Raw genomic sequence first — 15613 nt, 5'->3', positions numbered from 1 at the left:
TCATGAAGCCCCCTAGCCGCCAGCTTTCTTGGACAGGGTGGAGAATAGCGGCGAGTTACGCATGGCAAACTCGTAAACAGACCGTCAATTGCACGTCATTTCCTGCGATACCCCCACCCTCATCGTTCTACAATCGCTTTCCATGATGGAAAGAACCGTGCAGACCAGGCTCGACAGGCACGACTCGCTGGCAGGTTCTTTTCGATGCCGACACGAATTGCATGCAGTTGGATCGATGCCATGACAGCGCCCAGATCGGAAGACCCGCAAGACCTCTGGCTCGCACGCCACCCACGCCTGCGGCGACTGCTGCTGAGTGGCGCCGGCATGCTGCTGCTGGCACTGTTTGGACTGGCACTGCTACCTCTGCCTTCGATCGCTCAGGCGCAGGAGACCGGCAATGAAGATCCGCTGGCCGCCAGCGTGAAGCGCTTCTTGCTCACCCAGACGCGCTCGCTCGGCGATCAGGTCAGCGTCGAAGTCCACGACAACACCGCCCGCCTCGGCCCCTGCGCAGCACCGGAGCCGTTCCTGCCGCGCCCGGGAACCCCCCAGGGCCGCGTCACTGTCGGCGTCAACTGTCAGGGAGAAGGACGTGCTCGTTATGTTCAGGCGACGGTCTCGGCCGGCGTCAGGCATCTGGTGGCGGCACGTACGATCGAGCCCGGCGACCCCATCGTTGCCTCGGTACTGGCATGGCGAACCTCGGATGTCACTCGGCTCCAGCGCGGCTACCTGAGAGACATGCCCGATGCGGCCGGACATGTCGCCACTCGTCGTATACCCGCCGGCGCGACATTGACCGATGCCATGGTGAGACAGCCCTGGCTGGTCAAGCGCGGCGACACCGTGGTACTGATCGCCCAGGGCCAGGGGTTCCGCGTCAGCCGTAGCGTCGAAGCGCTGGAGAATGGCGGCATGGGCAACACCATCCGCCTCAAGACCGAGGGCAATCAGATCCTGCAGGGCCAGGTCACCGGCCCCGACCAGTTGCGCGTCAACTTCTAGCGCGGATACAACTTCAAGGCGCAATTGCAAACTTTTTTTACAAAACTCTGCGTGGCCGGCTTTCAGTTTCGGCCATGGCTGCCGATAATCCTTGCAAGCGGGCCAAGGCCCTACCCTATCGGCAAGCACATGACCGTGGGCATCGCCCAGAGGTAACGACATGAAGATCGACCAGACAAACTCGCTGACGCGCCTGACGCAGAGCGACGCCCTCGACCAGAAGCGCAACGTCAAGCAGGCCGAGAGCGCATCATCCCCGGCGGGCTCGACCACGACGCTGAGCCAGATCGATACCCAGAACACCAGCGGCGATATCGATACCGCCCGAGTCGCCGAGGTCCGTCAGGCCATCGCCGATGGCACGCTGCAGCTCGACACCAGCAAGATCGCCGACGGCCTGATCCAGAGCGTACGCGACATGCTCGACGAGCGCGGCTGAGCGCCAACGCCCCCTCGTCCTACTTTGGCACATTCCTCTCGAGAGCCTTAGATGATCGTCACAGACCTGCTCACCGAACAGTTGCACCAGCTCGAACAGCTTCTGGAAACGCTGACGGCAGAACGGGAGTGCCTGAAGGAGGGCCGCGCCGACGGTGAGGTTCTCAACACGCTCGCAGCCAACAAGCAGGCGCAACTTGCCGAACTCGAACGTCTCGAACATCTGCGTCGCGAAGCGCAGCAGGCGCAAGGCCTGGGGGATGGCGCTCGCGGCGCCGAGCAGCTGGCCAGTCACCACAACGCCGATGCGCTCTGGCGTCAGATTCGCCAGCAGGCGGACCGCCTGAAACAGATGAACCGCCTCAATGGCTTTGTCATCTCCCAGCGCATGGAACACAACCAGCGTGCGATCGATTTTCTCGAACGTGCCGTGGGTGGCAGCGTCTATGGTCGCAACGGCCAGGCCAAGCCCAAGAATTTCAGCGGCATCAGCTCCCGCGCCTGATATTCCTCGCCGGACTTCCCGTGCCAGGTCCGCGCCAATCGATGAGGTCATGACCTCATCGTCGATGCCCATCACCGGGGCAGTCAGATCACGATAGACTTCCAAGCCAGGCAAAATCACAGGTATTTTCGAGCACCTTGCCTGGCGGCGTTTCTCGCGCTTCCCTCTACACATCCCTGTCGAAGCACCTGGCGCAGTGCAACTATTGGCTGGCGCTCTCTCCTGGCCAGACCTGGGCAAGCTCCTGTTTTCTCTAATCAACTACGCCGACACCCCTCCTGGTGGCCGCATCGCACCTCAGACACTGCCACCAATACATTTTTTCACAAAAAGCGCCAATCTTTCTCTAAAGCTCCCCGGGGTAGCGCCGATAAATGGGACAACGGCCAAGGGGCCGTTGCAGCAGGATCCGACAGCCATTCGACGTTCTGCGGATCAGGCCCAAATCGCCCTCTCATTTGAGAAAGGAATACGACAATGGCAGTTATCAATACCAACATCACCGCTCTGATCGGTCAGAACAACCTGAACAAGTCGCAGAGCCAGCTCTCGACCGCCATGGAGCGTCTCTCCTCCGGCCTGCGTATCAACAGTGCCAAGGACGACGCCGCCGGCCAGGCCATCGCCAACCGCATGAGCAGCCAGATCACTGGTCTCAACCAGGCTAGCCGTAACGCCAACGATGGTATCTCTCTGTCTCAGACCGCCGAAGGCGCCCTGGACCAGGTCAACGACAACCTGCAGCGCATCCGTGAGCTGACCGTTCAGGCTCAGAACGGCACCAACAGCGCCGACGACATCGATTCCATCCAGAAAGAAGTCAACCAGCGTCTGGAAGAGATCAACCGCGTCACCGATCAGACCACGTTCAACGGCACCAACGTCTTCAAGACCAGCACCAGCAGCTCCTCCTTCAGCATCCAGGTCGGTGCTAACGATGGTGAAACCATCAGCATCACCATCGGCGGGGCCAGCGCTTCCGGTACTTCGACCAACGCTTCCAGCGGCTGGAACATGTACACCAGCACCGCAACTGCCGGTGCATCGGCTGCCAACGGTGGCACGCGCTCCGTCAGCGCCAGCGGCTTCGACGTGCTCGCCGACGACGCGCTCAAGATCCTCGACAACAAGCTCAACAACGTCGACACCGAGCGCAGCAACCTGGGTGCGGTCCAGAACCGTTTCGAAACCGCCATCGACAACATCACCACCACGTCCACCAACCTGTCGGCAGCCCGTTCGCGCATCGAAGATGCCGACTACGCCACCGAAGTGTCGAACATGACCCGCGCGCAGATCCTGCAGCAGGCTGGCACCTCGGTTCTGTCCCAGGCGAACCAGACCCCGCAGACAGTTCTCTCGCTGCTGCGTTAATCCCTCCCCAGGGAGTGATGGAAGGCCGGCATCTTGCCGGCCTTTTTCGTTATCCAGCCGCCGTTCCCACAACCGCGGCGGAGAATGGAGCCGACATAGGCAACTATTCGCCGCTTCGCCCTTCTCGAGACATGGGAAGCTAGAGACACTTCTCACATCCTGCCGGAACATCGCCGCTCATGAACCATAGCCAACACGTCCCAGCCCCGCTGCAAAAGCGATTCATGGACCTCTATCGGCGAGGTGACTATCAGCATGCCAGGAAAGAAGCCGAATCCTTGGCCCAGCGCTTCCCACAGGATGCCTTCTCCTGGAAAGCGTTGGGCAATAGCCAGCTGCAGACTGGCGATGCCGCAGGCGCGCTCTTTTCACTGGAGCAGGCCAAGACGCTGACCCCGACGGACCCACTGGTGTTGACGGCTCTGGCGAAAGCGTACTTCAAGCAGGGCCAGAAGGAGCGGGCTTTCGATCTGCAGACCCGCAGCCTGGAGATCGACGGTGACAGCGCGCAGGCTCATTTCAACATGGCGAACATGTGTTATGAGATCGGCGCCTATCCGCGTGCGGAAAAACATCTGGCGCAAGCCGAGAAGGCAGGACATCCAGAAGCCGAAATCCTGGCGATGCGCAGCATTCTATTTTCGCTGCATTTTGAGTTCCAGAAGGGCCTGGACGCGCTTGAGCGCCTGCATACGCTCAAGCCGGAAGACCCCTCGGTTCTCAATACGCTCGGCAACTATCACAAGGACATGACCGACTTCGCAGCGGCGGAGCGTTACTACGCCCAGGCGCTGCGTCTGAGCCCGCAATACTACACGGCCTACTCCAACGGACTGCTGAACGACCACTACAACCCCGCGGCCACGGTCGAAAGCATCCTGCTCAAATCCAAGGCCTGGCGAGACCACTTCACGCCATCGCGGCTGTTGGCGCATGAAGCCAAGGACCGCACCCCCGATCGCCCGCTCAAGATCGGACTGCTCTCGAGCAACCTTCGGGTTCACCCGGTCGGCTGGATGGTGAGCAGTGCACTGGAGAACCTGGCCAGCGATATCGAGATCTACGCTTACACCGATAACGACGCTCACGACCCGATTGCCGAAAAAGTCAAACGGCGCTGCCATTGGGTACCCACCTATCATCTAAGTCATCAGCAGCTCGCCGATAGAATTTTTGCCGACGATATCGACATCCTGATCGACCTGGCGGGTCACGGGGCCCAGAGCCGACTCCCGGTCATCGATATGAAGCCGGCGCCCCTGATCATCAAATGGGTGGGCATGCAGATCAGCAGCATGGGCATGGAGGCGTTCGACTACTTCCTGAGCGACCCGTATGAAACGCCGCCTGGCGTGGATCACCTCTATACCGAGAAACTGATCCGGCTGCCCAATGACTATATCTGCTATACGCCGCCCGCCTATACGCCCGCGATCACACCGTTGCCGGCCATCAGCAATGGATACGTGACCTTCGGCTGTTTCAACAACCCCGCCAAGGTCAACGATGTCATGCTGGGCGAATGGGCCAAGCTGATGCACCAGGTGCCCGGCAGCCGCCTCTTCCTGAAAGGGGGGCAGTACACCAGCCCGGACGTGTGCCAACGCATCCTGTCCACACTCGAGCACCATGGCATCGACTCCGGGCGCGTTTTGCTCGAGGGACCTTCGGATCACGCAGCGCTGCTCAAGAGCTACAACCGTGTCGATATCGCCCTGGATACCTGGCCCTACTCCGGCGGGCTGACGACCTGCGAGGCGCTGCTGATGGGCGTCCCTGTGGTCACGCATGTCGGACCGACCTTCGCCGGGCGACACAGCGCGACGCACCTGTCGAACGCCGGCATGTCGGAACTGGTCACGGATAGCTGGGAAGCTTTCCGTGAGCGAGTGATCGAACTCGCATCCGATCTGCCGAGTCTGGCGGTGATCCGAGCGGCCCTGAGAACCTATCTCGAACACTCCCCGATCTGCGATGCGCCCAAGTTCGGCCGCCATCTGCGCAAGGCGCTGCGAGCCGTCTGGCAGCGCTATTGCGAGAACGCAGCCCCGGCCGCGCTTAGCTTCGACGGTCATGGGCGCGCCTATTTCGAAGATGGCGACGAGCCGGTGGAGATACCTCGCCCGCCGACGCTCGGCACGGATGAGGGCTTCGGCTGGCCGATCGAGGAGTCGATCATCGCCATCGACAACGGCGGCCAGCTCCTGAACGACAGCAAGGTCGAACAGCTGCTGACTGACGAACGCCTGGAGCTGATCGTATTCGATCCGTCAGGGGATGCCGCTCATCACCCCATGAGTCGCGCCGAGCGCGTGCACTACTATGCCGGCCATGGCCTGGGCACGGGCTCCCCGGCGACACTGTTCACCCCGAGCCCCAACTCGCCGCGCCCCCTCCCCGGCGATAGCCAGCATGAGCAGCAGGCACAGGCAGCAGCTGAGCCAACCGATTTCGACACCCTGGCGCTGGATAGCATCGAGGGCCTACCGGCCCTGGACTGGCTGGTGCTGGACGACACCTGCGATGCTGCCGACATTCTGAGCCACGGCACCCGGTCGCTGGCCCCGGCGGTGCTGATTCAGATCAAGGTTGCCTTCCAGCCGACACATGAGCGCCAGCCCGATATCGGCGAGATTCAGCGCTGGGCCAAGGAGAACGGCTTTTGCCTCTATCACCTGCACGACCAGCAACACCGCAGCGCCCTGCCCGCGGATGAAGCCAGTGCCGAGATGTTTGCGTCCGAGCTGCGCTCGGCCCAGGCGCTGCTGCTACCCGACCCGGACCGCATGACGGCCATGGGCGACAGGCAGCGGATGAAGCTGGCTTTCCTCCTGCACGTCGTCTACGGACTCAAAGATGTGAGCGGCAGTTTGCTGCAACAGCTGGATGCCGGGCTCGCCCGCCGCTATCTCGACAGGTTCTTGTCCTCGGAGAGTGACGAACTGCAGGCCACGTTGCCCGCGCCTCAGGGCGACGCCAGCCCGCGACCGGCGATCGACATGGCGCCCGACGACGTTCAACGCCGTCCCCTGGAACGCCTACGCAGCGCCCTTGGCCAGCGCAAGCTATGCCTGATCGACACCGGCAACCAGGCCAATCACGGCATCATCAAGCGGGGAATGCACGGCATTTTCCGTACATTGCAGGGTGCCGACTGCCCGGTGGAGTGGATAGATGCCGATAAGATTGAACCCAAGACCATGCTCACGCTGGCCACGTCCGCAGATCATGTCCTGCTGGGGGGCAATCGCTACTTCGATTTTTCGCTCAACATCAGCGGCTATGGGAGCAGCAATGTCTTTCATAGCCATGGGCGCCCCATCATCGGTGCGGTCAATGACCACCCGTATGCCGATTTCATGCTCGACAGGATGCGCAACGCCTCGCCCAGTGGACTATTCGTCGCGCGGGCCTCGTTGAGTAGCGAACTCGCATTTGTCAGACCCGATATCTCTTCCATCTTCAGCCCAACGACGGAGTCGTCTCCGCAGGCGTGGGAAGGTTGCGACAGACCGCACCTGGAACGAGAGATAGACATCCTGGTGCCACTCAACCTGAGCTACGCGCCGCGTGCAGAGGCTCTGCATCGCGACATGCTGGACAGGGCCGCGAGTTACGGCGCTGACTACGTCAAACTCGTGGATGAGGTACTCGAACAGTTCACCGATTTCGCACGCCCCCTGCTACCGCTCTTCCGAGAAGCCTATCAGCGTATTTTCGGATACGAATGGCATGTCTCCTATCCATGGTCGGAAGAGGACGAGCGGTTGTTGGGCCTGCTTAGCCTCCTAGACGACGTGAGCCGCGGGCGCGCCCGAATCAGGGCCATCGAGATACTGGCGCAGATGCCCTCCTCGGCCAATATCGTGGTGCTGGCACCAGAGATCGCCAGGCAAGTCCTGGGAAGTTTCGTTGGTGCCGAGGCCATTCGCCACTGGCAGTTCATCGGCGAGAAGACCTTCGAGGAACTGCAGTCGCTGTATACACAGGCTCGCTATGTGCTGAACGTCTCCCCGACCTATCACGACTGGTTGCATGAGCGCATCCGGCATGCAGCGATCTCGGGTTGCGCCATTCTTTCCAATCTGACGCAGCGCGCCGATCAATTCTTCGATCAGGGCGAGGACATCCTGTTCTTCGAGCACACCGCCCATGACGCGCTCTACTCGGAAGATCCGAGCCGCAGTGAGTCATTGGGTTTCGCCGCACAGGATAAAGTCAAGACTCAGCTACCCAGCGAAAAGAAGACCTTCGCCAACGCCATCGACGCGTATGCCGACTATCTGGAGACATTCGGTAGACAACTGAGCGATGCCGGTTTCGTTGCTGACACACAGCAAGCGGTCAGATTGCCCGACGCACCCTTCATGAGCGATGCAGAGAAGGAGCTATTCCGCGATGCACTGACTCGCGCAAGCAGCTACTTCGAATTTGGCTCAGGGGGCTCTACCGTCTGGGCGATCGAGAGCGGTCTCGAGGTCGAAGGCGTCGAGAGTGATGGAAAGTGGCTTGATGTCGTCAAGGCAAAACTCGGCGAAAAGTGCCGCTCGACCTATATAGACATCGGCCCGACGGGCGCCTGGGGTTTCCCCACGTCAGAGGTGGCGATTGCCAACTATGGCAACTATAGCCGCCATATCCTTGATTTTGCCAAGCCGTTCGATTTGACACTGATCGATGGAAGATTCCGTGTCGCTTGTACGGTGGCCACCGTCATTCATATCCTGAAGACGGCTGACGATATCGGCAAACCTCGGATTTTCATCCACGACTTCTGGAATCGACCCAATTATCATGTTGTGCTCGACTATCTGCAGCCGATACGCCGAGTCGACACTGCGGGCCTCTTCCGCGTCAAGTCTAATCTTGTCATCGAGGATCTGGAGAAGAGACTTGCCGAATTTCTCAACGATCCTCGTTGACTAGGCAACGTCTATCACAAAGCCTAGGTCGACATGATCTTGTCCCACCTGGGCCATACTCCTCTATATGTCCAAAGCCACCGATGGCCGTGCTCCGCCGAACTGAGGCCCGCTAGCCCGTCCCAGCGGCTCAGTTGTCGAACAAGTGCTGATAATCGTCAAAACGAGAGAGCCCAAGACGCTCGAAAAATGCCATCGGCCATCCATAGCAACTCGTGAAATAGCCATGCCCTAGCGCGTTGACAGCGGGCTTCGGCTCGATATCGGTATCGAGCATGAATGCCAGCTGCTCGCGGCTATCAGGCTCGTGAACCGCATCCAGACCTCTATAGATGGCATTGCCAAGCACAATACTCGGCACCCCTAGATAGGCCGCCTCGATACCCGCCGTCGAAAAGAAGCAGAGAACCTTGTCTGCGCCCTGCATGAGATCGTACGAACTGATGACGGAATCGCTCTGAATGACATCCACATTGTCCCCCGCCAGGCCATGCCAGTAGTCGAAGTCACGACGACATATGCCCGCTTGGTTGGGATGATTGCGAATGATCAATTGATAGCGAGACTGATTGGCAGCCCAGCTTATCAACCAAGCGACGGCCTCGCGCTGGGTCGCAAAGATAGGGGACAGTTTGATCCTCGGATCCAGAGAGGCATACTCATCTTCGCTAGAAACGAAATAGACGACGTACTCACGTTGTCCGGTCGGCGCCTCAGAAAATTTCTCGGCAAATGCATTGGTTCTTTGCTCTTCGAAAAAAGCCTTTGCCTTCTCCCCTTTCAAGGGATCATCCGACTCCTCCCAAAAAGCCTTGACCACAGCGGACATGGACAAGAAATCATGGATACGACAAGGCTGAACCCGGAGCGTTTTACCGGCATTCATCCTTTCATAATAAATGATCTGCTGCTCAAGCCGCTCCAAGACCAGTGTTTGCGGATAGGTATTGTAGGAGCGGCCATTATAGATATAAAAAAGGTCATCAGGCTCCAGGCCAATCGACTGTATACCAGCCTCAAAATGGGCTACGAAAAGCAGTGCCTGGCGGAGATAAGACTCGACCTCTGGCCAGCAGTCATCGAGATCAAGCGAGACACAACGGTAACGAGAGACCAGATTGGAGACAATGGCCACCCCAATATTGAGGCCTCGATATGTCACGCCCCTCAAGTCTTCGATATCCACCACCGAGCAGAGCAACTCATCGACCAACGCTGATAGGTCGGCAGAAGACTCGAAAGCACTGACTGTCGTCTGGTAGTAACCTTGATGCTCTCCGAGCATCCGAGAGATGGTCGCCTGGATATCAGCCAGCCGCCCTGCATCTCGCTCACCCACAGTGACCAGTGGGATCACCTGAAAGCGATCCTGCAAGCTGAGCCGATAGAGCATCTCCAGAAAGGTGCCGAAGACTTGATAATTTCGCAGGTCGCTACAAAAAACGAAGGCTCTACGCGACATCACTTATTCCCTGAAACTGTCAATGGTACTTTGCATATCGTGACATGACCGCCAAGCATACTGGTGATGGGCTTTACGGCTGGAGATGATCAAGTCACCGGGTACCTCCGTGGTGGGTGTCTCCATCCTGCAATAGCTTCCACCCAACGCCTCTGCTGCACCATCGAGCACCTCTCCCAGAGAAGGGGTTGTATCGGGACCGATATTGACGATATCAAAGAAGCCATGCTGCGATTCGAGCTTCGTAAAATGCACCAGCGCGTCGACAGCGTCCCGATAGTCGATTTTGCTGACCCGACGCGACACATGCCTTGCAGACACCTCTCCCCCATTGGCCAATGTCGACATCATTGACGAGTAGGCTTCCTGTTTGACTAACGACTCGAGTGGCCCCATGACAGAAGAGAGCCGCAAGACAGTAAAGCGCGTTTCACGGGTCATCTGTGAAAGCGATTTCAAGTGCTCCTCCACAAGCACCTTGGCTTGAGCATAGGAACCTTCCGGGCACAGCAAAGACGCCTCTGAAAGTATCTCCTTCGAGGTCCCATAGACACTCTGAGAGGACACGAAGATGATTTTCGCAGGCGTCACGCGCATACATGCCCGCAGAAATTCGACACTCGTTTGAACGGCGGCAAAATGATCGGCAGGCGCGTGGTGAGGCCTGGCAAAAGCACCATGCAGCACCACATCGATACCGCGCAGATCCGCCATTCCGGAGAGCAGGTCCTCGAAGCAATAAGCGTGGCTAATACCTTTTCTTTCATTGCGACAGCGATCGACGGTAGAGACTTCGAGCCCACTGTCAGAGAGCAGCCGGTCCAGCAATAGCCCTCCAAGCAATCCGCTACTGCCAGAGAGCAGCACTCTCTTCACTATCGATGGCTCACCGCGACTTCCCGAGCTGGATGTTGGCTGTAAAAAGGGAGCCAGGTCGACCTTTTTACTAGCCACCTGTCTGACACCGGCATGTCTCAACGAGAGATGGGGTTTCAAGCAGGGCTGCTTCATCAGCAACCCCATGACCACATATTCGACCTCATTGAATCCGAGCTTGGCCCTGAGCCCGGTGATACCGGTAAAGCGGGGGTTGATTTCGAAAACTTTGAAACCGTCGTCCGTGATACGGCCTTGCACGTTAATTGGCCCAAATGCATCCAAACGTTGCATGGATCGGCAAAAAGCTTCAATAAAATGCTCTAGCGGTGCCAGATCGAGTGGAACGATCTCGATCGGCACCCCATTGGCCAGGCGATTGGTGGTGGCACAACAGGCACGCAGCTGGGAACTCTGATCAAAGATCAATTGCAAAGAAATTTCACCGACCTGGCGATTCTCTCCGCGAAGCAGACCTTTGCTATAGTCAGCGGCGTGACAATCGTTACTTGCCGGCATGGCGATTTCTTGATAGATATGGCTTTCGCCATCTTCAATGGCATGCAAAGCCCGCTGGTCAGCAACGACACTGATGCTCTGGGAAGCGTATCCTGAGCGCGGCTTTCTAATCAGCGGGAATATGATGTCCTCGGCGGCCAGCACTTCCTGATGCGTAAAACTTCTTACAAAAAAAGAGGCAGCCTCTTTAAACGCCCTGGCGTAGCCATACTTATCCCGGCAAGCTGCAACCAGAGGCTCCGCTGCGGCCAGCACGCAGATCCCATGCTTTCCAAGTAAGTCTCTATGTTTTGCCAGCAAGTAGGCCTCATCGTCGTGCCCAGGAATGAGTACCGTAACATTTTCTTCCGTCGCGACCCTGACCAGACTCTCTATATAGTCATCGTCGTAATAACTCGGAATCAGCCGACTGCGATCACACTCCGTCGCGCCGAAAGCCGAGGGATTGTTTCCCAAACCGACGGTCTGAACAGCGCCAGGCTTGAATAGCTTGCATGAATCAATCACTGACTGACCGACACCACTACCAATTGAACAGATGCCGACCACAAGCTCATCCATATGACACCCCGTATCCGTGCTCTTTGACGACCTGACAAATAAATTCGACCTGATGGGCAGAAAGAGAGGCCGATATCGGCAGACAAATGACCTCATCTGCAGCACTGTGCGCGTGACTCAAGGGCGACGGCGATCGACTCTCTGCACCACGATAGACCGCGTGATCGCTGATGAGCGGATAGAAGTAGCGCCGCGCGTAGACATCATGCTCTCGCAAGCGCTCATAGAGTTCGTCCCTGCTCACTGCGTAGTCATGACTGACGCGCACAGGAAAATAGGCATAGTTGGAGACGGTCTGCGCCTGAAAATCCGGCAGCCGGATACCTTTGATACCTTCCAGATTGCGCCTGTATAGGCGATCGACCTCCTCTCGCCTACGGATGGCACAATCGATATGTTTCAGCTGCAGCAGACCGAAGGCAGCATTGATCTCGCTCATCTTGCCATTGATGCCCGATGCCACGACCGTCGTCTCGTTGACGATGCCGAAATTCTTGAGGTTATCGATATGGCGCTTGGTCTTGGCATCAGGGCAGACGATGGCACCGCCCTCGAAGGTATTGAAAACCTTGGTGGCGTGGAAGCTGATTGCGCTCAGGTCACCATGACGCAGAATGCTGCCACCCTCGTCCTCGACGCCGAAAGCGTGCGCGGCGTCATAGATCACCTTGAGGTTGTAGGTATCGGCGATCTCCTGGATCGCCGCGGCATCGCACGGGTTGCCGTAACAGTGCACCGGCATGATCGCGGTCGTGCGCGGCGTGATGGCCGCCTCGATCTTCTCGGGGTCGAGATTGAACGTCTGGGGATCGATATCGACGAAGACCGGCGTGATGCCGTTCCAGAGCAGCGAATGCCCGGTGGCCACGAACGAAAACGGCGTGGTGATCACTTCACCGCTGATTCTTAGCGCCTGCAGCGCGGTAAGTAGCGCAATGGTCCCGTTGTTGAAGAGCGCGATCTCCGGTACGCCCAGGTAGTCGCGAAGTGCCGCTTCCAGCTGCTGATGCATCGGCCCATTGTTGGTCAGCTTCTTACTCGCCCATATCTGTTCGAGATAGGGAATGAACTCGTCCAATGGCGGTAGATAGGGCTCGGTGACATAGATGGGCTTGTCGTTCATGGATTACCTTTTCTCAGATACCCACCGGCACCACGGCATGGCATCGAGGGCTGATCAGGCCCTGTTGATCTCGGCTATGGCGATTCTTCGAGAAACTCGAGCAGATAACGTCCATAGCCATTCTTGGCGAAGACTCTAGCAGCCGCGGCCAGCTCGCTCTCACTCAGCCAGCCTTGACGCCAGGCGATCTCTTCCAGACAAGCGATCTTGTACCCTTGGCGTTTCTCGATGGTCTCGACGAACTGAGCGGCTTCCAGCAGGCTTTCGTGGGTACCGGTATCGAGCCAGGCGAAGCCACGTCCCAATAGTTGAACGTGCAAGTCGCCGCGTTGGAGATAGGCTCGATTGATGTCGGTGATTTCCAACTCGCCTCGATGCGAAGGCTTCAGATGCTTGGCGATCTCGATAACGTCGTTGTCGTAGAAGTAGAGCCCGGTGACGGCGTAATGGGATCGGGGTTTGCTAGGTTTTTCCTCGAGAGACAGTACACGGCGTTCGGCATCGAACTCGACCACGCCGAAGCGCTCGGGATCCTTGACCTGGTAGCCGAATACCGTGGCACCGGAGGCGCTTTCCATGACCCGCTTTAGCTTGGGACTGAACGCCTGTCCGTAGAAGATATTATCGCCGAGCACCAAGCAGACATTGTCCTGACCAATGAAGGACTCTCCGATCAGAAACGCCTGCGCCAACCCCTCCGGGCGTGGTTGCACAGCGTATTGCAGATCGATACCGAAGCGCGCGCCGTCGCCCAGCAAACGCTGGAAGTTGTCTCGATCCTCTGGCGTGGTGATGATCAGGATGTCGCGTATCCCCGCCAGCATGAGCACCGACAGCGGATAGTAGATCATCGGCTTGTCGTAGATTGGCAGCAGCTGCTTGGATATGCCCATGGTGATCGGGTGCAGACGGCTACCAGCACCACCAGCCAGCACGATACCCTTGTAGCGCTTCATGCCGGAGTGCCCAATCGGGACAGATCCAGCCCGCCCACACCCTGACGGCTCCACCAGTTCGGATGCGCCAGGTACCAGGCGACCGTTGCTCGTAACCCATTCTCGAACTTCTCCTGGGCGCGCCAGCCCAACTCTCGCGAGAGCTTGCTGGAGTCGATGGCATAGCGCCGATCATGGCCCGGCCGATCTTTGACGAATCGAATCTGACGCGCGTAGGAGGCCCCCGCGCCGGCCAGCGGCCGCCATTCGTCAAGGAGCTCACAGATCGACTGCACCACCGAAAGATTGGTACGTTCGCTGTCACCGCCGACATTGTAGGTTTCGCCGACTCGGCCGCGTGTAGCGATCGCGACGAGCGCTCGGGCATGGTCGTCAACGTAAAGCCAGTCACGTATCTGCTGGCCATCGCCGTAGACAGGCAGGTCAGCGCCGCACAGCGCCGAAAGGATCATCAGCGGTATCAACTTCTCGGGGTACTGGAAAGGGCCATAATTATTGGAGCAGTTGGATACGATGACAGGCAGCCCATAAGTTCGGTGCCAGGCCCTGACCAGGTGGTCCGCCCCCGCCTTGCTGGCCGAATAGGGTGAACTGGGGGCGTAGGGCGAGCTTTCGTCGAAACGTGTCGTATGGTCTGCACCGAGATCGCCGAACACTTCATCGGTGGAGACATGGTGAAAGCGAAACGTCTCACGTCGCGCCTGGGAGAGCCCGCGCCAGTGGCTTCGCGTCACCTCAAGCAGTGTTGCCGTACCGAGGACGTTGTGATGCACGAACGAGAGCGGATCGTCGATGGAGCGATCGACATGTGTCTCCGCGGCCAGATGCATCACGGCATCGGGCGAGTGGCGCTCGAAGACCTGTTCCAGGGCCGCACGATCATTGATATCGATTGGCTCCATCCAGTAACGGCCAGCATGGGTGCCAGCGAGATCGGTATCCGGATGCGAGGCATAGCCGAGCCTGTCGATATTGACGACGCTATGCTCGGTAGCCGTCAGCAGGTGCTGGACCAAAGCCCTGCCGATGAAACCCGCCCCGCCCGTGACCACTATTTTCATGCCGCACCCGTCGATAATTCTCCACCGAGTGCCAGCATGCCTGCATCGGCGACGAACGTTACAGTGAATAAGTGCCTATACGCTCTCCAGTTCGTCGCTTATCGGACGTCAAAGAGCCTCGATCGACACGCCCTCTTCAGAAGCGACCGAATGATGAGCGACCAGCATATGGGCAAGGTGCCGGACGAGCGTGCTGCCACACCCTCATTCGGCCGGTCGGCCAGCGTCTACCGCCTCTCCCCCTTCGTCGCTCTCCGCCACGGCCGGCGGTACCGACAAGCTGTCGCGGCGCTCGCCGCCAAACGCCTCGCGCAGCACGTCGTGCTCGGGATTCATATCGATGTTGCCGTGGAAGGCCGCGCCATCTTCGAGGATCAGCCCGGGGGCGTAGAGTTCTCCCTGGACTGCGGCTGTGGCTTTCAGCGTGATCCGCTCGGCAGCGATGAGCTGCCCTTCGACCTGCCCTTTCACGGTGATCTCGCGGGCGACCAAGCGGCCCTCGACCTGGCCGTCACTACCGACCGTCACCGCGTGGTGGGGAAAGCTGACATCACCGACGACCCGGCCTTCGATCAGCAGATCTTCTTCGCCGTTGACATCACCACGAATCGTGGTCTTGGCGCCAATTCGCGACATGCCGTGTAGCGACTGGGAGGGCTCGTTACCACGAGTCGGCGTGCTGGCGGCCTCACTCGAAGCGGGCTGGCGGAGCGCTTGGCTGGATTTCGGAAACATCGGACAGCTCTCGGTCACAGGTTGGCGATATCCGGGCGTAAGCTGCCCGAACGCTAGATTTCTTCATCGGCGA

Annotated in this window: 11 protein-coding genes; 5 read left to right on the top strand and 6 right to left on the bottom strand. The window is 58.7% G+C overall.

What is annotated here, in order from left to right:
* The first annotated feature begins 240 nt into the window (after window positions 1-240).
* The 5 genes from flgA (at window position 241) to DOM67_RS15710 (ending at window position 8247) form a co-directional block, all read left to right on the top strand.
* Window positions 241-1008, top strand: a complete 768-nt coding sequence (gene flgA / locus DOM67_RS15730) for a flagellar basal body P-ring formation chaperone FlgA (RefSeq protein ID WP_157958881.1) — start codon at window positions 241-243, stop codon at window positions 1006-1008.
* A 160-nt stretch (window positions 1009-1168) separates the two neighbouring features.
* Window positions 1169-1447, top strand: coding sequence for a flagellar biosynthesis anti-sigma factor FlgM (gene flgM / locus DOM67_RS15725; protein WP_110677617.1), 279 nt, complete (start codon window positions 1169-1171; stop codon window positions 1445-1447).
* A gap of 51 nt (window positions 1448-1498) precedes the next feature.
* Window positions 1499-1951: a flagellar protein FlgN gene (locus tag DOM67_RS15720; protein ID WP_110677615.1), complete on the top strand. Its 453-nt coding sequence runs from the start codon at window positions 1499-1501 to the stop codon at window positions 1949-1951.
* A gap of 477 nt (window positions 1952-2428) precedes the next feature.
* Window positions 2429-3325, top strand: a complete 897-nt coding sequence (locus tag DOM67_RS15715; RefSeq protein WP_110677613.1) for a flagellin — start codon at window positions 2429-2431, stop codon at window positions 3323-3325.
* A gap of 179 nt (window positions 3326-3504) precedes the next feature.
* Window positions 3505-8247, top strand: a complete 4743-nt coding sequence (locus DOM67_RS15710; protein ID WP_110677611.1) for a tetratricopeptide repeat protein — start codon at window positions 3505-3507, stop codon at window positions 8245-8247.
* 130 nt (window positions 8248-8377) lie between these two features.
* Here the strand turns inward: DOM67_RS15710 and DOM67_RS15705 are convergent, their stop codons facing one another.
* From DOM67_RS15705 to DOM67_RS15680, 6 genes are all read right to left on the bottom strand, one after another.
* Window positions 8378-9709 carry a hypothetical protein gene (locus DOM67_RS15705; protein WP_110677609.1) on the bottom strand — a complete coding sequence of 444 codons (1332 nt, stop codon included), beginning with the start codon at window positions 9707-9709 and terminating at the stop codon, window positions 8378-8380.
* 3 nt (window positions 9710-9712) lie between these two features.
* The gene (locus DOM67_RS15700) at window positions 9713-11665 is read right to left on the bottom strand and encodes an NAD-dependent epimerase/dehydratase family protein (protein WP_157958880.1); all 1953 of its coding nucleotides are present in this window, start codon (window positions 11663-11665) and stop codon (window positions 9713-9715) included.
* Window positions 11658-12788: a DegT/DnrJ/EryC1/StrS family aminotransferase gene (locus DOM67_RS15695; protein ID WP_110677606.1), complete on the bottom strand. Its 1131-nt coding sequence runs from the start codon at window positions 12786-12788 to the stop codon at window positions 11658-11660. The genes DOM67_RS15700 and DOM67_RS15695 overlap by 8 nt, the downstream gene beginning before the upstream one ends.
* Before the next feature lie 74 nt (window positions 12789-12862).
* Complete coding sequence (gene rfbA / locus DOM67_RS15690) at window positions 12863-13744, bottom strand: glucose-1-phosphate thymidylyltransferase RfbA (protein WP_110677604.1); 882 nt, start codon at window positions 13742-13744, stop codon at window positions 12863-12865.
* Window positions 13741-14805 carry a dTDP-glucose 4,6-dehydratase gene (gene rfbB / locus DOM67_RS15685; protein ID WP_110677602.1) on the bottom strand — a complete coding sequence of 355 codons (1065 nt, stop codon included), beginning with the start codon at window positions 14803-14805 and terminating at the stop codon, window positions 13741-13743. Before rfbB ends, rfbA begins: the two co-directional genes overlap by 4 nt.
* Before the next feature lie 204 nt (window positions 14806-15009).
* Entirely contained in the window at window positions 15010-15441 is a 432-nt protein-coding gene (locus tag DOM67_RS15680) for a polymer-forming cytoskeletal protein (protein ID WP_157958879.1), read from the bottom strand.
* Window positions 15442-15613 lie beyond the last annotated feature (172 nt).

Origin of the sequence: Salinicola sp. RZ23 (genome assembly GCF_003206675.1) — a bacterium.
GTDB classification, from domain to species: Bacteria; Pseudomonadota; Gammaproteobacteria; order Pseudomonadales; family Halomonadaceae; genus Salinicola; species Salinicola endophyticus.
This window is presented reverse-complemented; position numbering and strand designations above follow the sequence as displayed.